Below are 24,059 nucleotides of genomic sequence, written 5' to 3'. Positions count from 1 at the left end.
GCACAAGCGCATCAAACGGTGCAAACACAACACGCCCCCCCGTCCAAGCGCCAGCGGCCTCCCTGTGCCGATCGACCGCGAACGTATCAAATTTCATGGAAGTGCTGGCGCATCAAACGGTGTGCCCCCACCCGCGCCAGCCCCCTCGTTCATCACACTCCAGCATGATCCTTCTGCCGCAACGACTGCGGCAACCCGTACATCAGAATGAGCGCACAGATCACGCTCATGCAGCCGATCGCATAGAGTGCAGGCGTCGTGCTGCCGGTCATGTCGCGAATGCGCCCGACCATGACCGGGCTCACGATCCCGCCCAGTTGCCCGAGCGTGTTGATGAGCGCAATACCCCCCGCCGCACCGGCGCCGGTGAGCAGCTTGGGCGGCAGCGCCCAGAAGGCAGGAATCGCCGCGATCACGCCCGCGCCCATCACGCCGAGCGCCACGATCAACAGCGTCGTCTGCTTGTCGAACACGCCCGCCGCGAAGAAGCCCACCGCAGCCATCAGCAGCAAGCCGCATACGAACTTGCGACGCTCGCCCGACGTATCCGACATCCGCCCCACCACGACCATGCAGATCGCGCCGCAGATATACGGCACCGCCGTAAGCAGCCCGATGACCGTGGGATTGTTCGTGCCCGCCGTGCGGATCAGGTGCGGCGCCCAGAAGTTGAGCCCATACGAGGCAATCTGGATCAGAAAATAGATCAGTCCCAGCGTGAGGAATCCGGGCGTCTTGATCGCGCCGAGCAGCGAATGCCCGCCGGGCGCCGGCTTGCTCTGGCCCGCGATCTGGCTCTTCAGATAGATCTTTTCCGACGTCGTCAGCCAGCCCGCATCGTCGACGCGATCCTTCAGCACCTTCAGCACCAGAATGCCGAGCAGCACGCACGGCAGGCCGCCGAGCAGGAACAGCCAGTGCCAGCCCGCCATGCCGAGCGCGCCGTCCAGGTGCCCGAGCACGAGCCCCGAAAGCGGCGCGCCAACCAGACCCGAGAACGCCGACGCAAGAAAGAGCAGTGACGTGATGCGTCCGCGATAGCTCGCCGGGAACCACAACGTCAGGTAATACAACACGCCGGGTGCGAAACCCGCTTCCATCGCGCCGATGATGAAGCGCAGCCCGTAGAACTGCCACTCGGTCGAAACGAAGACCATCGCCGTGGTGGCAAGGCCCCACGAAATCATGATCCGCGCGATCCAGCGGCGCGCGCCGACCTTGTAGAGCATCAGGTTGCTGGGCACTTCGAAGAGCACGTAGCCGATCACGAAGAGGCTCGCGCCGAGGCCGTAGGCGGTGTCGGAGAAGCCCAGATCGCTCTGTAGCTGGAACTTCGCGAAGCTGATGTTGATGCGGTCGAAGAACGCGAACAGATAGCACAGCATGATGAGCGGCATCAGCCGCCATGCCACCTTGCGGATGATGTCCGCCGCGTTCTCATTCTTGTTCGATTGGCTCGGTGCCGATACTGCGCCCAGATCACTCATGATCGTCTCCACGCCGGACTGGCCTGAGCCGTCCGGTCGAATCTGTTGTTGAGGGTTCAAGTGAAATCAGATGGTGCGTACATACGCGGGAACGGGATGCAGGTCGCAGTTGCGGCCCGCCTTGGCCACCTGCCCCGGCACGTCGTGGCCGACGAGTGCGGGCAGCGTGCGCGACAGCTCGATCAGCTTCAGCAAATCGATCCCGGTCGGGATGCTCAACTCCTCGCACATCGCGACGAGATCTTCCGTGCAGATGTTGCCGGACGCGCCCGGCGCGAACGGACAGCCGCCGAGGCCGCCAAGCGACGCGTCGAAACGGCGCGCGCCTGCTTCGTAGGCCGCGAGCACGTTGGCGAGCCCGAGGCCGCGCGTATTGTGAAAGTGCAGCGTGAGCGCCTCGGCGGGGATGCGCCCGAGCACGCGCTCGACGATCCGCGCGACCTGACGCGGATTCGCCATGCCCGTGGTGTCGGCGAGCGTGATGCCCTGCATGCCCATCTCGCGGTAGGTGTCGACGATCGACGCCACGCGGTCCTCGTCGATGCGGCCTTCGAACGGACAGCCGAACGCCGTGGCGACGGTCGCGTTGAGCGACGCCCCCGAGCCGGCGACGAGGCGCACGATGTCGCCGAAGCCCGCGAGTGATTGCTCGCAGCTCATGCGCATGTTCGCGCGGTTGTGCGTCTCGCTCGCGGACATCACGAGATTGAGTTCGTCGGCGTGGGCGGCGAGCGCGCGCTCCGCGCCCTTCACGTTCGGAATCAGCGCGACGTAGATCACGCCGGGACGCCGCCCGATGCGGTGGAACACTTCGTCGCCGTCGCGCAGCGCGGGGATCGCCTTCGGCGACACGAACGAGCCCGCTTCGATGCGCGTGAAGCCGCACGCCGACAGGTTGTCGATCAGCGCGATCTTGTCGTCGGTCTCGACCCACTTCTGTTCGATCTGCAAGCCGTCGCGCGGCGCCACTTCCTGAACGACCAGCCGTTGAGAGTAATCGCGGATCATTGCACGGCTCCTTCGGCGCGCAGGCGCGCCACGTCGCTCGCATCGAAGCCGAGCGAGGCCAGCACGGAACCCGTGTGCTCGCCAAGGGCCGGACCCTGCCAGTTGACTTCGCCCGGGGTGTCGGAGAGCTTGGGCACGATGCCCGGCATCTTCACCGACGCGCCGCCCGGCAGGCTCGCGTCGAGCAACATCTCGCGCGCCTGATAGTGCGGGTCCGCGACGATGTCCGCGACCGAATAGATGCGTCCGGCCGGCACTTCCTCGCGTTCGAGCGTGGCGAGCACGTCCTCGGTGGAGTGGTGCGAGGTCCACGCGGTGATCGCCTCGTCGAGCATCGCGCTTTGCAGCGCGCGGCCGTCGTTGTGGGCGAGCGCGGGATCGTCGGCGAGATCGGGGCGGCCGATCACCTGCATGAGGCGCCTGTAGATCGGGTCGCTGTTGCCCGCGATCACCACGAAGCCGCCGTCCTCGGTGCGGTACGTGTTCGACGGCGCGATGCCCGGCAGCGCGCCGCCGCTTCTTTCGCGCACGTGGCCGAGCAGGTCGTATTCCGGCACGAGGCTTTCCATCAGGTTGAAAACGCTTTCGACGAGCGAGACGTCCACCACCTGGCCCTCGCCCTGCCCCGTCTTCACGCGCAGCAGCGACATCAGCGCGCCGATCACGCCATGCAGCGACGCGAGCGAATCGCCGAGGCTCACGCCCACGCGCGCCGGGGCGCCGTCCACGTCGCCCGTCGTGTAGCGGATGCCGCCCATCGCCTCGCCGATCGCGCCGAAGCCCGGGCGGTCGCGGTACGGGCCCGACTGGCCGTATCCGGAGATGCGGACCATCGTGAGCCTGGGGTTGATTTCGTGCAGCACGTCCCAGCCGATGCCGAGCTTCTCGAGCGCGCCGGGTCGCAGGTTTTCGATGACGATGTCCGCGTCCTTCGCGAGCCGCTTGACGATCTCGATGCCGTCGGCCGACTTGAGGTTCACGCACACCGACTTCTTGTTGCGCGACTGCAGATACCACCAGAGCGAAGTGCCCTCGTGCAGCTTTCGCCATTTGCGAAGGGGATCGCCGCCGTTGGGGGTTTCGATCTTGATGACTTCGGCGCCGAATTCCGCCAGCATTCTGGCTGCGAAAGGTGCCGCGATGAGGGTTCCGATCTCGACGACCCGAATGCCCTTAAGAGGTCCGCTCATGATGCCTGTCTCCCGATTTTGTGTTGCATGGGAGTAGCTTAGGAGCGGCGCCGGGCGCGAGTCCAACCGCATTTCGGCAAGGACCGTTCGCCGATCGAGAACGTTCGGCTCAGGCGGTGCCGTCGGCACGAGCCGAGAGCGCTTCCACCGTTCGCAGATGATCGAAGAGAAGGCGGCTCACCGGCGAAAGCGCCGCGGCATCGCGGACCACGATGATCAGGCTGCGCTCGGCCCAGTCCTCGTCGAGCGCGACCGCCGCCAGGCCGAGCGGACGGCCCATCGCGCTGTAGACGTCGTACGGCAGCACGCCCACGCCCATGCCCGCCTGCACCATGCGGCACACGGCATCGAAGCCCGGCACGTGGATGCGCAGCCGCAGCGGCTTGCCCGCCTGGCGCGCGGCCAGATGCGTGCGCATGTTGATCGAGCTCGCCGAATGCAGGCCGACGTGGTCGCTGTCGAGCGTTTCCGCAAACGCGATGCTTTCGCGCTTCGCGAGCGGATGATCGTCGCGCATCACGATCACGAGACGGTCGTGGCGATAGTGCGTCGCCTGAAGTCCGCGCGTGTCCGCGTCGCCCGAGCAGATGCCCAGGTCGGCGAGGCTGTCCGCCACCGCCTCGATGATGCCGCCGCTCGGCCGCTCCTCCAGGTCGATCTTGATCTGGTCGTGCACCGAGAGAAACGCGCGCAGGTCCTCCGGCAGGAACTCGACGATTGCGGACAGATTGGCCATCATCCGCACGTAGCCGCGCACGCCGGTCGCGTGCTCGGCAAGCTCGATGCCGATGTTCTCGATGTCGCGCAGCACGCGCCGCGCGTGATGCAGCAGCGTTTCGCCGGCAGGCGTCAGGTCCATGCCGCGCGCCCGGCGCTCGAACAGCACCGCGCCGACCGCCTGTTCGAGTTCGAGCAGGCGCTTGCTCGCGGCCGATACCGCGATCGCCTCGCGCTCGGCCGCGCGCGTGAGCGTGCCCTCCTCGAAGATCGCGAGAAAGAGTTGCAGGGTCGTGAGGTCGAGCCGCCTCAGCAGATTCTTCAATGCCATGGGAATGAGGCGCGCGGCGCACGGACGATCGCCGGTACGGCGCGCAGGATTAGCGGGTTTCGGGACAAGTCAGGCGCCATTGTGACGCGAGATCGGAAAAGCTGCCTTGGCAGGCCCGGCTGCATGCGATCCGCCCCCAGTCATGCCGCGCCGCCTCGTCGCCGGCGTCTTGCTTTCGTCTGGCTTTCGTCTGGCGGCACCCGCGCCCGTCGGTCATACTGTCGGGCAGCTTTTGGTCCGGCATGCCGCGCGAGGCCTGCCATGAGGCGCAAAAGACGGCGGGAAAAACAGCGATAGTGGCGCCCGAGCGCACACAAAACCCGGAGACAACGATGCCGCGGCCCCTGCTGCGCACTGCCATCGCAACGGTTCTGGTCATCGCGGCGCTCGCCGTCACGGCGGCGGCCCGCGCCGACGAGCCGAAGCGGATACTCGCATTCGGCGACGCCCTCACCTGGGGCCGCAAGCCCGCGACGCACGGCGCACCCGCGCGCCTGCCCGCGTCCGCGCGATGGCCCGCCGCGATGCAGGCGGCGCTCGGCCGCGACTACGTCGTGATCGACGACGGCCTGAACGGCCGCACGACCGACCTGCCGGACCGGTCGAACCCGCCGGCAAACCTGTCGACCAGCACGTCGGCGAATCCTTCGGCGAACTCGCCAGCGCAAGGTGCCGCGCTCGACGGCAGCGCGGCGCTGCCCGGCGTCCTCGCGCGCGCCCAGCCGCTCGACGTGGTCGTGATCATGCTCGGCGGCAGCGAGCTGACGGCGCAGGGCGGCCGAACGCCCGCGCGGATCGCGGAGGGCATGGACAAGCTCGTGCAGATCGTGAAGGACATGCACGGCGGCATCAGCACACTCGACCCGGGCCCGAAGGTGCTCGTCGTGGCGCCGCCGCCGGTCGCCGTCGACGCGGCCGCCGATCCCGCTCGCGCGGACACCGCCGGCAAGTGGGCGCAGCTCGCGAAAGCGTACGCGGCCGTCGCACAGAAGCAGCACGTGGAATTTCTCGACGCCGCCATGGTCGTGCGCATCGACGGCGTCGATGGCGCGCATCTCACTGCCGCATCGCAACAGAAGCTCGGCCGCGCGATCGCGGAAAAAGTCCGCGCGATGACGAAGTGACAGCCGCGAGCCGGCAAGACCACGGCGCCCCCGCCAAAAGCCCAAGGACCGAACGATGAAAACAGACTGGGACCTGATCCGCGAGATGATGAACACCGCGATCGACGCCTGCGAGCAGATCGAAGCGATGGGCTATGCCGAACGGCACCGCGGCATCGCCGTCGAGGTCGGCGGCCAGGCGGTGAGCGTGCAGGATTTCATCGTCAGCGCGTGGACGTTTCCCGAGAACATCCGCTACCGGATCATCCGCGAGCGCCACGACAGTCACGCGGATCTGCCCTATGTTCCGGAGGCGAGCCGCATCATGAACGCGATGGCCCGGGCGTGCGGCGAACTGATCGGCGGCGCGCACGCACGGCCCGCCGACGCCGCGATCCGCGAGATGCTCCAGTGGTATCGCGCGCATGCGGTGCCGCATCTGCGGCAGGCAATCGCGAGCGACGCGGCCGAACCCGCGCCCTGATATGTCCTGACGCGCCCTGATGGGGAGGGACGCGCCGCATCGCAGCATTGCCGCATGCTCCGGCCCGCAGACGGCGTCAGGAAACGCTCAGGGCGCGGACGCTGCCGTGCCCTGAGCGGCCTTCGACGCATCCACCTTGCGCTGGGCTTCCTGGATGTTCTGCGGATAGTTGATCTGGTTGCCGGCGGGCTGATAGCCCTGCTTCTCGAGTGCCTTCAACTCGGCATTGTTCCGCTCGCGCGCGGCCTTGCGCTCCGCCTTGCGGATCTCCTTCGGCGTGGACGCGGCGACGTCCGGTGCGGTTTGCGCCATCGCGACCGGGCTCCACGCGAGCGCAATGCCAATCGACGCGGCAACGGCTGCCGAAACGACGCGAATTCGACTCATGACGAATCTCCTGGAAAGAGCGCGGCTGTTTCCTTTCGCCGATCGCGCCCGCGGTGGCGCCCGTTCGCGCCTGCGAGCCGCGCCCGATGCACGGGCGTATCGGCCCGGCCAGTCTTCGCTTCTTTATGGAGCCGGTAAGTGAAGATAGCGCGCTTTGCGTTTTTGCGTTTTTGTGTTTTTGCGCGTTTGCCCTTTCGCAGGTTCGGCCGGGGCGTTCCGGCCACTCCGCCCTCAGCCGGCGCGTCGCGAGAATCCGCCTTTCAGATGCAGCGCGAGGAACGCGAACGTCGCGAGCTTGCTCACGCATTCGACGCCCGAAAGCACCGCGAGCCACGGCGATCGCCTGAATTCGAGCGGAATCTCGGGGGCCATCGCGAGCACGCTCATCAGGCAGACGAAGAGCAGCAGATAGCTCGCGACGCGCCGCCCCTGCAGCATGAACGCGACGATCACGAAAAGCAGCGTCTTCGATGCGAGCACGGCCGCGATCTCCTCGCCGCGGCTGTTCGCGTCGATTTCCCAGGGCACTTCGAGCAGCGACCACGCCACCACGAAGCATGCCGAAGCGTCCGCGTATCGTCCCATGCGCCGCGGGTCGCGGGGCGGCACGAGCAGTTCGCGGGGCGCAGAGAATGGGCCGGGCGCGTTCACCGGCGGGTCGTCATCGGGCGAGATCGGGTTCATCGCCGTACGCCATATGCCGCCCGCGCGACGTGTGACGCGCACGCGCCGGAAACCGGCGCACCAATCGCGATCGTTCTTTCCATATGCGCTCCCCGTTTCGGAACCAGAGTAGGTGACCAAAAAAGCGGCCTCCACGGGGCGTTGCGCGCCCGCCGCAGACATGTCCTGCAAAGACGCCGAAACGCGAGACGGCGAACCGCGCGGCCTCAGCCGCGGCGCGGATGTGCAAGGAAGAAGCGCATCATTTCGGCGCTGGCGTCGGGTCCGGCAGGATCGGTGTACGTTCCGTTCGCGCTGCCGCCCGCCCACGCGTGCGGCGCGCCGTGAATCGTCCAGAGTTCCGCATCGACGCCGCCCTCCGACTTCAGCCGCCGCACGGTGCACGCACGGCCGCTGGCTGCGCGGTTTTCCGTCGACGCATCCAGCCCGAATCCGCGCACCAGTTCCATCGCGTTCGACGGATGCACGGTCGTGTCGGCGTCGCCGTGAAACACGATGATCGGACGCTTCGGAGTATCGGGCGGCGTCGTGCCCGCGGCGCCGTGCCGGCCCTTCGCGCCCTTGCGCCTGCCGCCGCGCATCGCCGCGAGCGCCGATGGCAGATCGTGCGCACAGCCACGCGGCAGCCCGGAATGCACGCAGGCGGCCGCATAGAGGTCCGGGTACTCGCGAACCATGACGTCCGCCATCGCGCCGCCCGCCGACAGGCCGGCGACATACACGCGCGCCGGGTCCACGCGGTGGCTCGCCATCACGTCGCGCGTGATGCCCGCGATCAGCGACGGCTCGCCCGTCTGCGCGTGCTGGTCGCCGGGCCTGAACCAGTTCCAGCACTTCGACGGATTGGCCCGCTGCGGCTGGATCGGATACGCGACGATACAGCCGTGCCGCTCGGCGAGCGCGTTCATCCGCGTGCCGGCGGCGAAGTCGTCGGCGTCCTGGGTGCAGCCGTGCAGCATTACGACAAGCGGCAGCGGTTCGTCGCGGTAGCCCGCCGGCACATAGAGCCGATAGTCGCGCGCGCCCGCCGCGTTCGCATAGGCGTGGGTGCTGACATGCCCGCGATCCTCGACTTCGACGTCGGCGGTGGTCGCGGCGGGAGCGCGCGCGAAGGTCTGCCCGAAAGTCTGCTTCAGCCTGTCCTTGAGCGTCGGCTCGAAGCCAGCGGAGCGGGTCGAGGGCTCGCCGTTTACTTCGCGTTTCCCGGGTACTTCATGCGCGTCGCGCTCCGCCCGCGGCGCCTCGGCCGATTCACCGCGCAGCGCGCGCTGGATCGCCTCGGTCGCCTCCGCCGGGCCGTGGGTGCGCAAGAGCGACATGACCTTGTGCATCGAGTTGAGGAAGCCTTCGTTCAGTTTCATTTCGTTTTCCGTTGTCGGTTGTGTGTTGCCGCCGGTGCGGCACCGCCTAGCTGATGCGGCCGGCCAGCGCGGCCTTGACCGCCGGCGATGCGTGAAACGCGCCCAGCACGACGACCGACTCGATCGTCGCGAGCGCAAGCTCGGCGGAGACATCGGCGGCGATGCTGGCGAGGCCGAGCACGTGGATATTGAGACGCTCGTTAGCCGCGAGCGCCGCTTCCAGGTCGCGTCTGGAAAAGTGCTGCAAGCCCAGAACGAGCGCGCGCCGCGTTACCGTTTCGCTCACGACCTGCGCGTGAATCGCCAGCTGGTTGCGGATCGCCGTGCGGATCAGGTCCGTGCGGTTGGAGTAAAAGCCCTCTTCGACGAGCAGGTCGATCTGACCGAGGTCGACGGGGCCGAGATTGATCGTGATTTTTTCGCTTTCACCGCCCTTCGGGCGCGGCGCTTCGACAGGTTGATTCGTCATTTCACCATCCAATTACCATCCAATGGGATGTTTATAGGCTGGTGAGCGCAATGAGTCAACGCAAAAATTGAGGGCCACTTCAGGCAGAAACCTGAGGCCGGGTGGTGAGCGTCTTCGGGAGGGGAAGGAAAGCTGGACGGGTCGCCGGGCGGCGGCGTCGCAGATTCAATCGCTGCGATCCCGAGCGGGCTGAGCCCGTTCAGGACGTGTCATTCGGTGCGTTGCGCCGGCAGCGTCAGCGGTTTGCGCCGCTGCCGCCGGTCAGGGATCGGCGAGTGTGAGGCCAGTTGTGAGGCTAGTTGTAGCCGCGCACGACGCGGCCGTTCTGGCCGTCGTCCGATGTCTCGCTCGCGAATCGGCCGAAGACTTCGGCCACGTATTCCGGTCGCTCGCAGACCTGGCTCGACGAGTGTGAAATCGGTGCGTAATCGTCGCCGTGGGTTTCGGCGTCTTCCAGCCACGTCACGACGGTCGCATGCGTGATGGTGTCCATTTGTCACTCCTTGTGGAAGTAAACGGAGGCTTGCTCCTCAACTTACAGAGTGCGCGCTTCGGATCGAGTCCGCCCTAGTGGATTTCATCGATGGACGACGCGCAAACGTCAGCTTTATTCACGATCGTCGCTCCGGATGTGAAAAACCGTTCGGCAAACCGCATTCCAGCCCGGATATTGAAAGGAAACCGTAAAAAATGCTCGGATCGTGCCGGGCATTTGTTTCTCGCCAAAATTCTCCGCACGCGCGGCGCGGCCGAGTGTCGCTCTCACACCACGTTTTTCTCGACGATCGGACGATTTTCGAGCACGCGCTCCCAGCCGAGCGGCGACAGATCGAGCGTCGTGTACCGGCCGTGCAGGATCAGTTCGCTCACGCCGCGCCCCGTCGCCGGGCCCTGCTGGAGTCCGTGGCCGCTGAAGCCGTTCGCGAAGACGCAATTGTCCACGTCAGGGTGATGGCCGATGATCGCGTTCTGGTCGAACACGTTGTACTCGTAGTAGCCGGACCAGCAGTTCTCCACGCGCAGCGCCTCGAACTCCGGCACGCGGTGCGCGAGCGTCGGCCAGATGACGTCGTCGAAGAGCGCGTGATCGACCTCGTCGAGCGGAAGATCGTCCGGGTCGTTGTCCGCCGCCGGCGACGTGCCGCAGATATAGGTGCGGCCTTCCGGGCGGAAGTAGACGCCGGTCGGGTCGATGAGAAGCGGGCAGCGCGCGAGCTTCGCGGGCGTGGACACGTTGAAGATGCTGCGGCGCCGCGCGTAGACCGGAATGTCGATGCCGAGCATCCGCGCGAGCGCGCGCGACCACGCGCCCGCCGCGTTCACGAGCATGTCGCAGGCGTGGCGCTCGCCGTCGGAGGCGACGACGTGCGTGACCTTGCGGCCGTCGCGTTCGAGCGCGACCGCGTCGGCGGCCACGTAGCGAGCGCCGAGCGACTGCGCCTTCTTGCGCAGCGCCTGCACGAGCCCGTAGCCGTCGAACCAGCCTTCGCCGCTTTCGCCGAAGGCGCCGGCCGCGAGATCCGCCGTGTTCAGCCACGGGAAGCGCTGCTGCAACTGCGCGGCGTCGAGCAGGCTGATGTCGGCGCCAAGGCGCGTCTGAAGCGCATGGTTCTCGCGCAGCGTCGCCTCGCCCGCCGCGGTGGCGAGAAAGAGATAGCCGCCCTCGTGCAGATCGATCGACGGTGCGTCGCCGCCCACTTCGAGGCGCGCGCCGATCGAGCGCAGAAAGTCGATGCCGAAGAGCGACATCGCGACCGACAGCGGCGTGGAAAACTGCTGCCGGATCGACGCCGCCGACAGCGCCGACGACGAGCGCGCGTACGTCGGATCGCGTTCGATCACCGTGACCTGCACGGCGGGGTCCGACGCGCGCAGAAAATAAGCCACCGAGCTGCCGATGACACCGCCACCCACGATCACCACCTTCGAAGCCACGCCGCAGTCTCCGCAAATAGATCCGAACGCACGCCAACGGACGGCCGGGGCGGCCCGGAAATGCTCCGGGAATGGCCGCACCGCCGGAAAAGCGCCTAGCCGATCGAGAAGTCGATGCCCTGCGCGAGCGGCAGCGCCGACGAATAGTTGACCGTGTTGGTCGCGCGGCGCATGTAGCCCTTCCACGCGTCCGAGCCGGATTCGCGGCCGCCGCCCGTTTCCTTCTCGCCGCCGAACGCGCCGCCGATTTCCGCGCCGCTCGGCCCGATGTTCACGTTCGCGATGCCGCAATCGCTGCCCGACGCCGACAGGAAGCGCTCGGCTTCGCGCAGGTCGGTCGTGAACGCGCACGACGACAGCCCGTGCGAAGCGGCGTTGTTCGCCGCGATGGCTTCGTCGAAGTCGCTGTAGCGCAGCACGTAGAGGATCGGCGCGAAGGTTTCGGTGAGCACGACGGCCGTCTGCGAGGGCATTTCGACGAGCGCCGGGCGCACGTAGTAGCCCTTTTCGCATCCCTTCACGTCGACGCGCTCTCCGCCGAACACCTTGCCGCCCTCGCTCTTCGCCTGCTCGAGCGCCCGCTGCATGCGCGCGAACGCATCGCCGTCGATCAGCGGCCCCATCAGCACGCCCTTTTCCAGCGGGTTGCCGATCGGCACCTTCGCGTAGAAGTCTTTCAGGCGCGCGACGGTGTCGTCGTAGATGCTTTCGTGCACGAAAAGCCGCCGCAGCGACGTGCAGCGCTGGCCCGCCGTGCCGACCGCGGAAAACAGGATGCCGCGCAGCGCGAGTTCGGGATCGGCGCTCTTCGACACGATTCCCGCGTTGTTGCCGCCGAGTTCGAGAATCGAGCGTCCGAAGCGGCGCGCGACTTCCACGCCGACCGCCCGGCCCATCGCGGTGCTGCCCGTCGCGCTCACGATGTCCGAGCGCGGGTCCGCGACGAGCTGCGCGCCCACCTCGCGTGCGCCGACGACGAGCGAGGCGAGGCCAGCAGGGGCGTCGCCGAACTCGGCGAGCGCGTCCTGCATGATCCGGTCGACGGCGAGCGCCGTGAGGGGCGTCTTCTCGGACGGCTTCCAGATCACGGCGTTGCCGCACACGAGCGCGAGCGCGGCATTCCACGACCAGACCGCGACGGGAAAGTTGAACGCCGAGATGACCGTGCAGACGCCCGCCGGATGCCACGTTTCCGCCATCCTGTGGCCGGGGCGCTCCGATGCGATCGTGAGGCCGTACAGCTGGCGCGACAGGCCGACCGCGAAGTCGCAGATGTCGATCATTTCCTGCACTTCGCCCAGGCCTTCTTGAAGAATCTTGCCCGCTTCGAGCGAGACCAGGCGGCCGAGCGCCGCCTTCTTCTCGCGCAGCCGGTTGCCGAGCAGGCGCACCAGTTCGCCACGGCGCGGCGCCGGGACGTTGCGCCACGCCGCATAGGCGATGCGGGCCTGTGCGAGCGCCGCATCGACCTGCGCCGCGGTGTGGCTCTTCACGCGGCCGATGACTTCGCCCGTGATCGGCGAAGTGGCGGCGATGTCGCCGTCGTCCGCGAGCTTCGCGATGCCCAGTTCGGAGAGGATCGAATTAGCGTCCACAATGGCTCCTTTATTTCCGATACGAAACTTGAGTAGGTTCGGAAACTATACACGCGGGGATTTTCTGCGGCAATCGGGATTGTTTCCGAGCTTCATTCTCTTTGACAGACAAGGGTTTCTCCTGAAACGAACCGGTCCTGTCAGGACGCGTTCGCCGCATGCGCGATGGTATTATCGGAAACATTACGCCACTGCCCGCATGCCTTCAGACGACATGGCCAGCCACCCCATCATCCCCTCCGCCGAGCCGTCGACGGCCGCGCTCGGGCGCCGGATCAAGGCCGCGCGCGTCGCGAACGACCTGACGCTGGAAACCGCGAGCCGCCTGTGCGGCGTGTCGCGCTCCGCGCTCTCGAAGATCGAGAACGGCCTGATGTCGCCCACCTTCGACGTGCTCCAGAAGATCGTTCGCGGACTCAGCATCGATCTGGGTGAACTGTTCGGCTCGTCGGCGAAGCCGAGCGCGAGCGGGCGCCGCGCGCTCACGCGGCGCGACGAGGGCCAGCGCCACGCGTACCGAGGGTATCAGATGGAACTGCTCGCCACCGACCTCGCGCACAAGGCGATGCTGCCGTTTCGCATCCGCATTTCCGCGCACACGCTCGACGCCTTCGACGACTGGGGCCGCCACGAGGGCGAAGAATTCCTGTACGTGCTGAGCGGCAGCGTGTGCCTGTATTCGGAGCTTTATGCGCCCACCCACCTGAACGCCGGCGACAGCCTCTATTTCGACAGCCGCACGGGCCACGCCGCCGTGTCGACGAGCGAGGAAGACGCAGAAGTGCTGTGGATGGCGACGGGCGGCGACGTGCCGCCCGTCGGGCAATGAGGCCGCGCGTCTCGTCGGTAGTCAGTGTCCGGTCGCGTCCCTGCGTCCCTGCGCGTTGAGCGGAAAGCTCGATTGATGCCGGCCGGGATCGTGCCGGGCATGTGGAAATCCCAATACGGATGGTCGATGTGCGGTTCCCGGCCGGGGCCGTCCGGCAGGATGCGGTTTGCCGCGATCGAGCCCATGATGAAGTCGCCGCCGGGAAAGCGCCGCATCGCATCGACGATCGCGCGCTGTTCCGCCGTCTGGAATCAACTCGCGCGCTTGCGCGGTTTGCGTGGCGCTTCCGCCTTTTCCGCTTGCGGCGCGGGCGTCGTCGCCGTCTGCGGCTGCGGCAGGCCGCGCTTGAAGTACGGCGAACTCAGCGTCGCGGCGCCCATGTCGGAGGCCGCTTCGAGGAGCGCGGGCGCCAGTTCCGTCAGGCGGGCTTCGGGCAGCCGGCTGGTCGGCCCGGCGAGACTCACGACCCCGACCACGACCCCGGTGACCGGATGGTGAATGGGCGCCGCCATCGACGTCATGCCCGCCTCGTAGGTTTCGCTCGCGATGCCGTAGCCGCGCTTGCGCGCGTCGTGCAGGTCCTGCAGGAACTGCTGGATCGTCTTCGGCGCCTTCGGTCCGCCCTGCCCCGGCTTGCCGAGGCCGCCCTGCCGCGAGACGAGTTCGAGCGCCTCCTCGTCGGAAAGCGAGGAGAGCCACGCCTGACCGCTCGCCGTGCAGTGCAGCGGCGGCTGGCTGCCCATGTCGGGGTCATAGCGCAGCCCCGACTTCGCGCCCTGCGCCTTGCCGACGAACGTGATGTGATCGCCCTCCACGACCCCGAGCCGCGCCAGTTCCCCCGACGCCGCCGCGAGCCGGTCGAGCACCGGCTGCGACACGTCGAGCACGCCGCCCGTCGAGAGGTAGATGAGCGCGAGCGACACGAGCTTGAGCGCGAGCATGTACTCGCCGTGGTCTTCGTCCTGGCGGACATAGCCCTCGTCGATCAGCATCGCGAGCAGCCGGTGCGTTCCGCTGCGCGGGATGTCGAGCGTATCGGCGATGGCGGCGAGCTGCATGCGCCCGCCGTTCTTGGCCAGCAACTCGATGATCGATAGCGCCCGCTCCAGATTTCCTGCCATCACTCGTCCCTTTTGATTACCGGTTCTCGATGAGAACACGATTCCAGCGCGGAACTCAACTGGATTCGAGTGGAACGGGCACTTTTTCTTTATGACGGGCGGTGACTGGCCACGACAAGCAGCGATGCGCGGCGGACGGCGTCGTGCCTGCGCCGAAGCGGCTCGGGGCACGAGCAGGTCGCCCGCGCGCAGCGCCTTCGCATTGGCGACGATCGCCCGGGTGTCGCGCGGCCAGTTCGTGCGAAACGTCGCGCAGTTCGAAGGTCACGGGCGCGGCCGCGCCGGGCGTCGTGTACAGGTGCGCGACGGCTTCCCGGTCGCAATGCAGATCGATCACGAGATCGGCGTCGGCACGCGAGCCGCATTCCTTCGAGACGTGCGGCGAGTGCCCGCGAGCGCGCCGCCTCGCAAAAAAGCCGGGCATGGCAGCGCAAAGTGACTGCCGCCGCGCCGCCATCCCGGCCTTTCAAGGCACCACGGAAAGGAACAGGAACGTGGCGAAGATCACGAGATGCACGACGCCCTGCAGCACCGTCGAGCGCCCGGTGCCGAGCGTGATGACGCTCACGATGAGCGTCAGCGAGAGCATCACGGTTTCCTTCATGTCGAGGCCGAGCGAGATCGGCTGGCCGATGACGAGCGAGACGACCGCGACCGTCGGAATCGTGAGGCCGATGCTCGCGAGCGCCGAGCCGAGCGCGAGGTTCAGGCTCGTCTGCAGGCGGTTCAGGCGCGCCGCGCGCAACGCGGCGAGGCCCTCGGGCAGCAGCACGAGCGCCGCGATCACCACGCCGACCACCGCCTCCGGCGCCCCGGCGCGCGCGACGCCCGCCTCGACCGCCGGCGACAGGAGCTTCGCCAGGCCGACCACGGCCACGAGCGACAGCAGCAGCAGGCCGAGCGCGGTCCAGGCGTGCGCGGCGGTCGGCGGCGGCGCGTGCACTTCCTCGTTCGCGATGGCGTCGGGGTCGCGCGCGGGCACGAACGGCAGGAAATAGTCGCGGTGCCGGATCGTCTGGACAAACACGAACACCACGTACAGCACGAGCGAGATCACGCCGACGAACACCAGTTGCGACGTCGAGAGCACGGGCCCGGCGACCGTGCTCGTGAAATTCGGCAGCACGAGCGTGAGCACCGAGAGCGCGCAGAGAATCGCGAGCGAGGCGGCCGCGCCCTGCAACTGGAAGTCCTGCACGTGATGGCGCCAGCCGCCCGTCAGAAGGCAGATCCCGACAATGCCGTTGCACACGATCATGATCGCGGCGAACACGGTGTCGCGCGGCAGCGCCGCCTTTTCCGGACCGCCGGAGAGCATCACCGAGACGATCAGCGCCACTTCGATCACCGTCACCGCGACCGCGAGCACGAGCGTGCCGAACGGCTCCCCGACGCGATGCGCGACCACCTCAGCGTGATGCACGGCGGCGAACACGGCGCCGGCGAGCGAGATCGCCGACAGCGTGAGCAACACGTTGTTCGGCATGGCGATCGTGATGCCGAACACCACGACGGCGACGATCGGCATGAATACGGTCCAGTCCATCTTGAATTTCATCGGCGCTCCGGGGCGTGGTGGTTGTTATGGATGTGGCGGTCGGACGCGAGGCGGATCGGCGGACGCCGCTCGAAGCGCGCGGCACCCCGGGGCATCATAACGAAAAGCACGCGCGCACTGCGGGTTGTGTGCGCGCATGTGATCGAGCCAGCGGCCGTCCGCCCGGACGACAGCCGTGCCGTCATGCCTCTGTCACGCGTCTGCGGCGGAAAGCCGCCGCGCGATCCCGCGCTCGCGGAACTGCGCGATCAGATAGTCGATGAACACGCGCGTCTTCGCCGGCAGCAGCTTCTGGCTCGCGAAATAGAGCGAGATCGGCCCCGCGTCCGCGTACCAGCCGGGCACGAGGCGCGTGAGCGCGCCCTCACGCAGATGCGCCGCCGCGTGCGGCATCGCCACGAGCGCGACGCCCATGCCCAGCAGCGCGCACCGGCAAACCGCCTCCGGATCGTTGACGATCATCCGCGCCCTGAGTTCCACGTGGGCCTCGGCGCCGGCCGCGTTGCGCATCGGGCGGGTCCGCACGCGCCCGCTTGGGACCGAGCGCATCACGATGCCGTCGAAGGCGGCCAGTTCGCCGGGAGACGACGGCAGCGTGCGCCCCTCCAGATACGCGGGCGACGCCACCGCGACGAGATGCGCCGGCGCGAGTTCGCGCGCCACCACGCCGGGCGCGAGATCGATGCCACCGCCGATCGCCACGTCGATGCCCTCCGCGATCAGGTCCACCTGCCGGTTCTCGAACTGCCATTCGGGCGTGACCGCGGGATAGCGCGCGAGGAAGGCGGGCATCAGCGGAAGGACGTACTCCAGGCCGAACGCAAGCTGCATGCTGATCCTCAGCACGCCGGCGGGCTCGCCGTCGCGGGTCGCCATGCCGGCGATGGCGGCGCGGATCGTCTCCAGCCCGCCGCTCACCGTATGGAGGAAGCGCTCGCCGGACTCGGTCAGCGTGAGGCGGCGCGTGCTGCGCTGAAAAAGCCGCACGCCGAGGCTCGATTCGAGCGCGGCCACGTTCTTGCTCACGGCCGCGGGCGTCAGGCCGAGACGCCGCGCCGCTTCCGAGAAGCTCCCCGCCTCCGCGCTCCTCACAAACGATTCGAGTCCGCTCAGCGTTTCCATGTTTTTTCTTCAACCTTTGGTTGAATCTTATTCACCGGATTACAGTCTACCCGACGGGTAATCGACGGGCCATAGTTCGGGCACACCAACGAACCGGAGCAGCACCATGTCGATTCTCACTCCCCATCGCCCGCTCGCGGGCAAGGTCGCCCTCGTCACGGGCGGCTCGCGCAGCATCGGCGCGGCCATCGCGCGGCGTCTCGCGAAAGACGGCGCCGTGGTCGCGCTGACGTTCAGCGCATCGCCCGGGCAGGCCGGCGAAATCGTGCGCGGCATCGAAGCGGACGGCGGCCGCGCAATCGCGATCGCGGCGGACGCCGGCAACCCGGCCGCCGTGCGCGCGGCGGTGGCCGAGACGCGCGAGACCTTCGGCCGCCTCGACATTCTCGTGAACAATGCGGGCGTCGCGATCGTCAAGCCGCTCGGCGAATTCACGCTCGACGACTTCGAGCGCATCGTCGACGTCAATGTGAAGGGCCTTTTCGTCGCGACGCAGGAAGCCACGCGCCACATGGGCGACGGCGGCCGCGTGATCAACATCGGCAGCATCAACAGCGAGTACGTGCCGTTTGCCGGCGGCGGCCTGTACGTGATGACGAAGGCGGCCGTCGCGGGGCTCACGCAGGCGCTCGCCCGCGACCTGGGCCCGCGCGGCATCACGATCAACAACGTCATGCCCGGCCCGACCGACACCGACATGAACCCCGCGTCGAGCGAATTCGCCCGCGAGGCGCGCGGCTACATCGCGTTGCAGCGCTACGCGCACGCCGACGAGATCGCCGACACCGTCGCTTATCTGGCAAGCCCGGGCGCGAGCTTCGTGACCGGGGCGAACATCGCCGTCGACGGCGGCTATTCGGCCTGAACCCCCACCCATGCGAAGGAACACGGTCATGACAATCGGAATCATCGGCGCGGGCGCGATCGGCTCGGCATTCGCCCGCGCGCTGGCGAACAGGGGCATCGAAGCGACGATCGCCAACAGCCGCGGGCCTCAGTCGCTTGCGCCGCTCGTCGCCGAACTCGGCCCGCACATCAGGGCGGCATCCGTGGACGAAGCCGCATCGGCGGACATGGTGCTGGTGGCGGTCAACTGGTCGAAGCTGCCGGCCGCGCTCGGCGGGTTGAAAGCGTGGAACGGGCGCATCCTGATCGACGCGAACAATCCGCTCGAAGCGCCTGCGTTCGAGGCGATCGACCTCGGCGGGCGCGCGTCGAGTGCGGTGGTCGCCGACATGGCGCCGGGCGCGCGTGTCGTCAAGGCGTTCAACCATCTGAGGCCCGGGCTGATCTCGGGCGACCCGCAGGCGCAAGGCGGACGCCGCGTGCTGTTCTATTCCGGCGACGACGTCGCGGCGAAAGCGGACGTGGCGGAACTGATCGGCAAGCTCGGATTCTTCGCCATCGATCTCGGCGCGATCGACGGCGGCGGGCGCCTCGCGCAATTCCCGGGCGGCACGCTCCCGGCGCTGGATCTCGTCAGGTTCGGCTGACACGCTGTTGCATCGCAACAGCGTGTCTCCGGGCGCGTTTGCCGTCATGCCGGGCCATTTGGTGCAGGCATAACCCGATGCGGCATGACCCATTGCGGCATGACCCGATGCGGCCCCGATGCGCGGGCGCGCCTTGCCGGGCCGCCCGCGCATTGGCCGGATGCGTCACGGACCTTCAGGTGACGCGCCGAACGCCAGACAGCGTCAGTCGCCTGCGTTCTCGCGGAAATAGAGCCGCCGCGGCAGGCCCCACAGGATCAGCACCGCGCCGAGGAGGCACGCCACCGCGATCGCGTACAGGCCGGGCGTCGCGCTGCCCGTCATGGTCTTGACCTTGCCGACCATGTACGGGCTGATGATCCCGCCGAACTGCCCGACCGAGTTGATGAGCGCAATGCCGCTTGCCGCCGCGATGCCGGAGAGAAAGCGCGTCGGCAGGATCCAGAAGAGGCCGAGCGACGTGATGATGCCCGTCGCGGCGATCGTGAGGCCGAGCACGAGCATGACCGTGTTGCCCGGAAAGAACCCGCACAGCACATAGCCGACCGCCCCCGCGAGCGCGCACGCGCCCAGATGCCAGCGGCGCTCGCCGGTGCGGTCCGAGTGCCGGCCGATCAGGATCATGCCGATGCCCGCCACCGCGTAGGGCAGCATCGAGATCAGGCCGATCGCGAAGGTATCGGTCGTGCCGGCCGTCTTCACGAGTTGCGGCATCCAGAAGACGAGCCCGTAGATGCCCATCGCGAGGAACAGGTAGATCACGGCCATGACGAGCGTGACCGGCTCCCTGAACGCCGCCTTGAGCGAATGCACTTCCCCGACTTTCGGATCGCGCGAAAGCTGCTCGGCGAGCGCGCGCTTTTCGGCGGCGTCGAGCCATTTTGCGTCCTCGATCCGGTCGTCGACGATCGCGAGCACCACGAGCCCGAGCACGACCGACGGAATGCCTTCGAGCAGGAACAGCCACTGCCAGCCGGCCATGCCGTTCAGGCCGTCGCAGAACTTCATGATCGCGCCCGAAAGCGGGCTGCCGATGATGCCGCACAGCGCAATCGACGCCATGAAGAACGAATTGATGCGCCCGCGCCGCGACGACGGGAACCATTTCGTGAAGAAATAGAGCGCGCCGGGAACGAAGCCGGCTTCGAGCGCGCCGATCAGAAAGCGCAGCAGGTAGAACCACGTTTCGCTCTGCACGAACATCATCGCCGCCGACGCGATGCCCCACGTGATCATGATCCGCGCGATCCAGCGTTTCGCGCCGACGCGGTGCAGGATGATGTTGCTCGGCACCTCGAACAGGAAATACCCGACGAAGAACACGCTCGCGCCGAAGCCGTAGACGGCGTCGCTGAAACCCAGCTCGCTCTGCATCTGCAGCTTCGCGAAGCTGATGTTGATGCGGTCCAGGTACGAGAACACGAAGCAGGCCACGAAAAGCGGCACGAAACGCCAGAACACCTTGCGGTACAGGGTGGCGTCGTCGTGCGAGGCGGCCGCCTGCGGGGCGGTCGATGTGAACGTATCCACGGTTGTCTCCTTTATGGTTTTTTGTGTGCGGCGCGCCGGGATCACCCCGGCCTCACCCCGGGGTCAATACGTGGCACGGCCTCCGGACAGGTCGAACACGGCGCCCGTCGTGAACGAGTTCTCCTCGGAGGCGAGCCACGCGACCATCGACGCGATCTCCTTCACGTCGACGAAGCGTCCGCGCGGGATCTTCGAAAGCATGTAGTCGATGTGCTGCTGCGCCATCTGGTCGAAGATCTTCGTGCGGGCGGCGGCCGGGGTGATCGCGTTGACGGCGATGTCGAGCGTCGCCGTCTCCTTGCCGAGGCTCTTCGTCAGCGCGATCAGGCCCGCCTTCGCCGCGCTGTACGCCGAGGCGTTCGGATTGCCTTCCTTGCCCGCGATCGACGCGATGTTCACGATGCGCCCGTAGCCGCGCGCGATCATCGTCTTCACGACGGCCTGATTGACGTGGAACGCGGCGTTCAGGTCGACGTCGATCACGCGCGACCATTCGTCGGCGGAATAGTCCGCAAGCGGAGCGTTCGCGCCCGCGATGCCCGCGCTGTGCACGAGCGCGTCGATGGCGCCAAGGCGCGCGACGGTCGTGTCGGCGGCCTGCCGGACCGCGTCGCGATCCGTGATGTCGACGGTGAGCGTCTCTACGTCGCCGAATTGCGCGAGCGTGTCCTTCGCGGCGCGGAGCGCGGCCTGGTCCTGGTCCCAGAGCGCGACGCGCGCGCCGCCCTGAAGCAGGCGCTCCGCCACCGCGTAGCCGATGCCCTGCGCCCCGCCCGTCACCACGGCGCTGCGCTTCGTGAAGTCGTACCGGTTCATGTGTTCCTTGCTCCTGTTTTGCGTCTGTCGTGCACCACGCCCGCCGTCAGACGGTGCGCTGGCGCTGCTCGCCGAGTCCTTCGATGCCGAGGCGCATCGTCTGCCCGGCGCGCAGATAGACGGGCTCGGGCTTCTGCCCCATGCCGACGCCCGGCGGCGTGCCGGTCGAAATCACGTCGCCGGGCTGCAGGCTCATGAACCGGCTCAGGTAGGAGACGATCTCCGCCACCTTGAAAATCATCGTGCTGGTGTTGCCGTTCTGATAACGCTTGCCGTCCACTTCCAGCCACAGGGCGAGGCGGTGCGGATCGGGCACCTCGTCGGCGGTGACGAGCCAGGGGCCGATCGGGCCGAACGTGTCGCAGCCCTTGCCCTTGTCCCACGTGCCGCCGCGCTCGATCTGGTACTCGCGCTCGGAGACGTCGTTGATCACGCAGTACCCGGCGACATGGCCGAGCGCGTCGGCTTCGTCGATATACGCGCCGCCCTTGCCGATCACGACGCCCAGTTCCACTTCCCAGTCCGTCTTCTGCGAGCCGCGGGGGATGCGCACGTCGTCGTTCGGCCCGACCACCGCCGAAAGCCACTTGTTGAACACCACCGGCTCGGCCGGTACCGGCAGGCCCGACTCGGCCGCGTGATCGGCGTAATTCAGCCCGATGCAGATGAACTTGCCGATGCGGCCCACGCACGGACCGATGCGCTCGGCGGCGGAGACGGCGGGCAGCGTCGCCGGGTCGATGCCGCGCAGGCGCTCGAGCCCCTCGGGCAGCAGCGCGGTACCGGCGATGTCGTCGATCACGCCGGACAGGTCGCGAATGGTATGGGTGTTGTCGAGCAGGCCGGGCATCTCGTTGCCCGGCGCGCCGTAGCGCAGCAGTTTCATCAACGTCTCCTTCGTCGGCATCGCGGCGTCGCGATGCGGTTTTCGTAAAGCGCAACATACGTCTGACCCACAATGTAGGGAATGCACGGCACTTTGAATAATGAAAGCTGCTGCCTGCCCGATAACTTTCCGTTATCTTCGTGTTCTCCCTTATCTCACCATCCGCCTCCCTGCAATCCATGCTGCCGAACGTCGATTCGATTGCCGCCCGCCTGCGGCTCAAGCAACTCCGCCTTCTGATCGCGCTCGATGACCACGGGTCGCTGCACCGCGCCGCCGACGAAATGTCGCTCACGCAGCCGGGCGCCACCAAGGCGCTGCGCGAGATCGAATCGACGTTCGGCGAGACGCTCTTCGTGCGCTCGGCGCAGGGCATCCGCCCGAACGAGCTCGGGCGCTGCGTGATCCGCTACGCGCGGCTCATCCACATGGACGTCGCGCACCTGCGCGAGGAAATGGCGGGCATCCTGCAGGGGTCGGGCGGGCGGCTCGCGGTCGGCGCGATCATGGGCGCGGTGTCGGGCGTGCTCGTCGATGCGCTCACCCGGCTGCGCGCGAAGCAGCCGGCGCTGACCGTCGAAGTGGTGGAAGACACGAGCGCGCGCCTGCTGGCGCTCCTCGACCAGGGGCGACTCGATCTGGCCATCTGCCGCGCGAGCGTCGCGCGGCAGCCCGAGCATTACGACTATCTGGAACTGCGCGACGAGCCGCTCGCGATCGTCGCGGGCATGGCGCACGCGCTGATCGATGCGCCCGAGGTCACGCTCGCCGACCTCGCGCTCTCCCGCTGGATCGTGTATCCGAGCATCATGCCGCTCAGGGGCCTCTTCGAGCGCGAGTTCAAGGAAGCGGGCCTGCCGCTGCCGCTGCATCCGGTGGAGACGGCGTCCACGATCACGACCGTGCTGCTGCTGCAACGCGACCCGACGCTCGTTTCGCTGATGCCGCTCGACATGGCCGCGTTCCTCACCCGGCACGGGCTCGCGAAGCGCCTCGCGATTGCCGTGCGATCGCGCACCGAGCCCTACGGCATCGTCACGCGGCGCGGGGCGGCGCTTTCGGCGGCGACGAAGCTGATGATCGACGAACTGACGCAATGAGAACGGCAACAAAAAAGCGCGGCCGTGATGGCCGCGCCCTGGTTCATTGCCCGCCGGTTACGCGTCAAAGGCGTTTCAGGACACGAGTTCCGCGTTCAGCGTGATCTTCGCATTCCCGGCGAAGAGCTTCGACACCGGGCAGCCTTCCTTCGCCGCCGCGGCCGCCTTGTCGAACGCCGCCTTGTCGGCGCCCGGGATCTTTGCCTTCAGGTCGAGCTGGCAGGCGGTGATCGTGAAGCCGTCGCCGTCCTTTTCGAGCGTGACCGTCGACTTCGTTTCGAGGCTTTCGGCCTTCATGCCCGCCTGTTCCAGCTGAAGCGACAGCGCCATCGTGAAGCACCCCGCGTGCGCCGCGCCGATCAGTTCTTCCGGGTTCGTGCCCGGGCCGCTCTCGAAACGCGCGGCGAATCCGTAAGGCGCGTCCTTGAGCACGCCGGTCTGCGTCGAGATGAAACCCTTGCCGTCCTTGATGCCGCCGCTCCATTTTGCCGATGCTGTCTTTTGCACGAGTGTTCTCCAGAAATGTGAGGGTGGAATTGCCACGACCCGCCGACCCGCGATGCGCTGGGGTGCGCTGCAAGGCGGCGCCTGAATCCGGGCGCGGCACGCTTCGGCACGACCCGCGCCGCGCGCGCGATCCGCAAGAACGGAGCACGCGCGATGCCCGACCGGCCAACGGCCCTGTTTTCCCGCGACGACGAACCGCGGCCGGCGCCCTCTTCATCCTAACGGAAAAGCGGCGGGCGGCGCTGTCATTCCGCCGTCACGCCGCGCGGCCGGGCCAGGCGGCGTTCCAGCACGGGCGCACGGAGGCGTCGCGCCTGTCACGCCAATCGCGTTAACATAGCGGCTT

General features: G+C 67.5%; 25 protein-coding genes. 7 read left to right on the top strand and 18 right to left on the bottom strand.

The window, feature by feature from the left end:
• Positions 1-152: 152 nt before the first annotated feature.
• The 4 genes from BG61_RS09185 to BG61_RS09170 form a co-directional block, all read right to left on the bottom strand.
• Positions 153-1,487 (bottom strand): MFS transporter, encoded by a 1,335-nt coding sequence (locus BG61_RS09185; RefSeq protein ID WP_035929508.1) that lies wholly within the window; start codon positions 1,485-1,487, stop codon positions 153-155.
• A 66-nt stretch (positions 1,488-1,553) separates the two neighbouring features.
• The gene (locus BG61_RS09180; RefSeq protein ID WP_035929495.1) at positions 1,554-2,495 is read right to left on the bottom strand and encodes a hydroxymethylglutaryl-CoA lyase; all 942 of its coding nucleotides are present in this window, start codon (positions 2,493-2,495) and stop codon (positions 1,554-1,556) included.
• Positions 2,492-3,685 carry a CaiB/BaiF CoA transferase family protein gene (locus tag BG61_RS09175; RefSeq protein WP_035929492.1) on the bottom strand — a complete coding sequence of 398 codons (1,194 nt, stop codon included), beginning with the start codon at positions 3,683-3,685 and terminating at the stop codon, positions 2,492-2,494. Before BG61_RS09175 ends, BG61_RS09180 begins: the two co-directional genes overlap by 4 nt.
• A 109-nt stretch (positions 3,686-3,794) precedes the next feature.
• Entirely contained in the window at positions 3,795-4,733 is a 939-nt protein-coding gene (locus BG61_RS09170) for a LysR family transcriptional regulator (RefSeq protein ID WP_035929489.1), read from the bottom strand.
• Between the two features lie 332 nt (positions 4,734-5,065).
• Here BG61_RS09170 and BG61_RS09165 point away from each other — a divergent pair, with 332 nt between their 5' ends.
• Together BG61_RS09165 and BG61_RS09160 are read left to right on the top strand one after the other, a co-directional pair.
• The gene (locus tag BG61_RS09165; RefSeq protein WP_161783668.1) at positions 5,066-5,857 is read left to right on the top strand and encodes a GDSL-type esterase/lipase family protein; all 792 of its coding nucleotides are present in this window, start codon (positions 5,066-5,068) and stop codon (positions 5,855-5,857) included.
• A gap of 55 nt (positions 5,858-5,912) precedes the next feature.
• Positions 5,913-6,320 (top strand): hypothetical protein, encoded by a 408-nt coding sequence (locus BG61_RS09160; protein ID WP_035929486.1) that lies wholly within the window; start codon positions 5,913-5,915, stop codon positions 6,318-6,320.
• 87 nt (positions 6,321-6,407) lie between these two features.
• On the opposite strand, the gene BG61_RS09155 is transcribed toward BG61_RS09160, so the two are convergent.
• The 7 genes from BG61_RS09155 to amaB form a co-directional block, all read right to left on the bottom strand.
• Positions 6,408-6,707: a DUF4148 domain-containing protein gene (locus tag BG61_RS09155; RefSeq protein WP_035929483.1), complete on the bottom strand. Its 300-nt coding sequence runs from the start codon at positions 6,705-6,707 to the stop codon at positions 6,408-6,410.
• Between the two features lie 231 nt (positions 6,708-6,938).
• Entirely contained in the window at positions 6,939-7,391 is a 453-nt protein-coding gene (locus BG61_RS09150) for a hypothetical protein (protein WP_035941631.1), read from the bottom strand.
• Positions 7,392-7,597: 206 nt separating this feature from the next.
• On the bottom strand, positions 7,598-8,752 hold the full coding sequence (locus tag BG61_RS09145) for an extracellular catalytic domain type 1 short-chain-length polyhydroxyalkanoate depolymerase (protein ID WP_035929478.1): 1,155 nt from the start codon (positions 8,750-8,752) through the stop codon (positions 7,598-7,600).
• Positions 8,753-8,798: 46 nt separating this feature from the next.
• Positions 8,799-9,221, bottom strand: a complete 423-nt coding sequence (locus BG61_RS09140) for a CopG family transcriptional regulator (RefSeq protein WP_035929475.1) — start codon at positions 9,219-9,221, stop codon at positions 8,799-8,801.
• A 295-nt stretch (positions 9,222-9,516) separates the two neighbouring features.
• Positions 9,517-9,714 (bottom strand): hypothetical protein, encoded by a 198-nt coding sequence (locus BG61_RS43245; RefSeq protein WP_035929472.1) that lies wholly within the window; start codon positions 9,712-9,714, stop codon positions 9,517-9,519.
• Between the two features lie 269 nt (positions 9,715-9,983).
• The gene (locus tag BG61_RS09130; RefSeq protein ID WP_035929470.1) at positions 9,984-11,156 is read right to left on the bottom strand and encodes an NAD(P)/FAD-dependent oxidoreductase; all 1,173 of its coding nucleotides are present in this window, start codon (positions 11,154-11,156) and stop codon (positions 9,984-9,986) included.
• Between the two features lie 95 nt (positions 11,157-11,251).
• Positions 11,252-12,751 carry an L-piperidine-6-carboxylate dehydrogenase gene (amaB, locus tag BG61_RS09125; RefSeq protein WP_035929467.1) on the bottom strand — a complete coding sequence of 500 codons (1,500 nt, stop codon included), beginning with the start codon at positions 12,749-12,751 and terminating at the stop codon, positions 11,252-11,254.
• A gap of 214 nt (positions 12,752-12,965) precedes the next feature.
• On the opposite strand from amaB, the gene BG61_RS09120 reads away from it, so the two are divergent.
• On the top strand, positions 12,966-13,580 hold the full coding sequence (locus BG61_RS09120) for a helix-turn-helix domain-containing protein (protein ID WP_035929463.1): 615 nt from the start codon (positions 12,966-12,968) through the stop codon (positions 13,578-13,580).
• A gap of 251 nt (positions 13,581-13,831) precedes the next feature.
• Here BG61_RS09120 and BG61_RS09115 read toward each other — a convergent pair whose 3' ends face one another.
• The gene (locus BG61_RS09115) at positions 13,832-14,701 is read right to left on the bottom strand and encodes an IclR family transcriptional regulator (RefSeq protein WP_035929460.1); all 870 of its coding nucleotides are present in this window, start codon (positions 14,699-14,701) and stop codon (positions 13,832-13,834) included.
• Between the two features lie 202 nt (positions 14,702-14,903).
• On the opposite strand from BG61_RS09115, the gene BG61_RS43240 reads away from it, so the two are divergent.
• On the top strand, positions 14,904-15,140 hold the full coding sequence (locus BG61_RS43240; RefSeq protein ID WP_035929458.1) for a hypothetical protein: 237 nt from the start codon (positions 14,904-14,906) through the stop codon (positions 15,138-15,140).
• Between the two features lie 27 nt (positions 15,141-15,167).
• On the opposite strand, the gene BG61_RS09105 is transcribed toward BG61_RS43240, so the two are convergent.
• Both BG61_RS09105 and BG61_RS09100 read right to left on the bottom strand, forming a co-directional pair.
• Complete coding sequence (locus tag BG61_RS09105; RefSeq protein ID WP_035929455.1) at positions 15,168-16,259, bottom strand: calcium:cation antiporter; 1,092 nt, start codon at positions 16,257-16,259, stop codon at positions 15,168-15,170.
• Between the two features lie 192 nt (positions 16,260-16,451).
• Complete coding sequence (locus BG61_RS09100; RefSeq protein ID WP_035929452.1) at positions 16,452-17,381, bottom strand: LysR family transcriptional regulator; 930 nt, start codon at positions 17,379-17,381, stop codon at positions 16,452-16,454.
• A 106-nt stretch (positions 17,382-17,487) separates the two neighbouring features.
• Between BG61_RS09100 and BG61_RS09095 the strand changes: the two genes are divergently transcribed.
• Together BG61_RS09095 and BG61_RS09090 are read left to right on the top strand one after the other, a co-directional pair.
• A complete protein-coding gene (locus tag BG61_RS09095; protein ID WP_035929449.1) occupies positions 17,488-18,246 on the top strand; it encodes a 3-oxoacyl-ACP reductase family protein in 759 nt (252 codons plus the stop codon).
• 28 nt (positions 18,247-18,274) lie between these two features.
• Entirely contained in the window at positions 18,275-18,874 is a 600-nt protein-coding gene (locus BG61_RS09090; protein ID WP_035929446.1) for an NADPH-dependent F420 reductase, read from the top strand.
• 204 nt (positions 18,875-19,078) lie between these two features.
• Here BG61_RS09090 and BG61_RS09085 read toward each other — a convergent pair whose 3' ends face one another.
• From BG61_RS09085 to BG61_RS09075, 3 genes are all read right to left on the bottom strand, one after another.
• Positions 19,079-20,404, bottom strand: a complete 1,326-nt coding sequence (locus BG61_RS09085) for an MFS transporter (RefSeq protein ID WP_035929503.1) — start codon at positions 20,402-20,404, stop codon at positions 19,079-19,081.
• Positions 20,405-20,467: 63 nt separating this feature from the next.
• Positions 20,468-21,220, bottom strand: coding sequence for an SDR family oxidoreductase (locus tag BG61_RS09080; protein ID WP_035929443.1), 753 nt, complete (start codon positions 21,218-21,220; stop codon positions 20,468-20,470).
• A gap of 46 nt (positions 21,221-21,266) precedes the next feature.
• Positions 21,267-22,106, bottom strand: a complete 840-nt coding sequence (locus BG61_RS09075) for an ureidoglycolate lyase (protein ID WP_035929500.1) — start codon at positions 22,104-22,106, stop codon at positions 21,267-21,269.
• A 179-nt stretch (positions 22,107-22,285) separates the two neighbouring features.
• On the opposite strand from BG61_RS09075, the gene BG61_RS09070 reads away from it, so the two are divergent.
• A complete protein-coding gene (locus BG61_RS09070; protein WP_035929439.1) occupies positions 22,286-23,206 on the top strand; it encodes a LysR family transcriptional regulator in 921 nt (306 codons plus the stop codon).
• A gap of 75 nt (positions 23,207-23,281) precedes the next feature.
• On the opposite strand, the gene BG61_RS09065 is transcribed toward BG61_RS09070, so the two are convergent.
• Positions 23,282-23,713 carry an OsmC family protein gene (locus BG61_RS09065; protein WP_035929436.1) on the bottom strand — a complete coding sequence of 144 codons (432 nt, stop codon included), beginning with the start codon at positions 23,711-23,713 and terminating at the stop codon, positions 23,282-23,284.
• Between the last annotated feature and the right edge of the window lie 346 nt (positions 23,714-24,059).

The sequence above is a fragment of the Caballeronia glathei genome (assembly GCF_000698595.1).
GTDB classification, from domain to species: domain Bacteria; phylum Pseudomonadota; class Gammaproteobacteria; order Burkholderiales; family Burkholderiaceae; genus Caballeronia; species Caballeronia glathei.
Note: the sequence above shows the minus strand (reverse complement) of the source record. Positions and strands in the feature narration are given on the sequence as shown.

Bases quoted from the DNA above. Each gene is read 5' to 3' on its own strand.
- BG61_RS09095 (WP_035929449.1), top strand. From the start codon at position 17,488: ATGTCGATTCTCACTCCCCATCGCCCGCTCGCGGGCAAGGTCGCCCTC.
- BG61_RS09165 (WP_161783668.1), top strand. From the start codon at position 5,066: ATGCCGCGGCCCCTGCTGCGCACTGCCATCGCAACGGTTCTGGTCATC.
- BG61_RS09100 (WP_035929452.1), bottom strand. From the start codon at position 17,381: ATGGAAACGCTGAGCGGACTCGAATCGTTTGTGAGGAGCGCGGAGGCG.
- BG61_RS09155 (WP_035929483.1), bottom strand. From the start codon at position 6,707: ATGAGTCGAATTCGCGTCGTTTCGGCAGCCGTTGCCGCGTCGATTGGC.
- BG61_RS09160 (WP_035929486.1), top strand. From the start codon at position 5,913: ATGAAAACAGACTGGGACCTGATCCGCGAGATGATGAACACCGCGATC.
- BG61_RS43245 (WP_035929472.1), bottom strand. From the start codon at position 9,714: ATGGACACCATCACGCATGCGACCGTCGTGACGTGGCTGGAAGACGCC.
- BG61_RS09145 (WP_035929478.1), bottom strand. From the start codon at position 8,752: ATGAAACTGAACGAAGGCTTCCTCAACTCGATGCACAAGGTCATGTCG.
- BG61_RS09170 (WP_035929489.1), bottom strand. From the start codon at position 4,733: ATGGCATTGAAGAATCTGCTGAGGCGGCTCGACCTCACGACCCTGCAA.
- BG61_RS09120 (WP_035929463.1), top strand. From the start codon at position 12,966: ATGGCCAGCCACCCCATCATCCCCTCCGCCGAGCCGTCGACGGCCGCG.
- BG61_RS09070 (WP_035929439.1), top strand. From the start codon at position 22,286: ATGCTGCCGAACGTCGATTCGATTGCCGCCCGCCTGCGGCTCAAGCAA.
- BG61_RS09150 (WP_035941631.1), bottom strand. From the start codon at position 7,391: ATGAACCCGATCTCGCCCGATGACGACCCGCCGGTGAACGCGCCCGGC.
- BG61_RS09115 (WP_035929460.1), bottom strand. From the start codon at position 14,701: ATGGCAGGAAATCTGGAGCGGGCGCTATCGATCATCGAGTTGCTGGCC.
- BG61_RS09075 (WP_035929500.1), bottom strand. From the start codon at position 22,106: ATGAAACTGCTGCGCTACGGCGCGCCGGGCAACGAGATGCCCGGCCTG.
- BG61_RS09080 (WP_035929443.1), bottom strand. From the start codon at position 21,220: ATGAACCGGTACGACTTCACGAAGCGCAGCGCCGTGGTGACGGGCGGG.
- BG61_RS09105 (WP_035929455.1), bottom strand. From the start codon at position 16,259: ATGAAATTCAAGATGGACTGGACCGTATTCATGCCGATCGTCGCCGTC.
- BG61_RS09185 (WP_035929508.1), bottom strand. From the start codon at position 1,487: ATGAGTGATCTGGGCGCAGTATCGGCACCGAGCCAATCGAACAAGAAT.
- BG61_RS09140 (WP_035929475.1), bottom strand. From the start codon at position 9,221: ATGACGAATCAACCTGTCGAAGCGCCGCGCCCGAAGGGCGGTGAAAGC.
- BG61_RS09180 (WP_035929495.1), bottom strand. From the start codon at position 2,495: ATGATCCGCGATTACTCTCAACGGCTGGTCGTTCAGGAAGTGGCGCCG.
- BG61_RS09090 (WP_035929446.1), top strand. From the start codon at position 18,275: ATGACAATCGGAATCATCGGCGCGGGCGCGATCGGCTCGGCATTCGCC.
- BG61_RS09175 (WP_035929492.1), bottom strand. From the start codon at position 3,685: ATGAGCGGACCTCTTAAGGGCATTCGGGTCGTCGAGATCGGAACCCTC.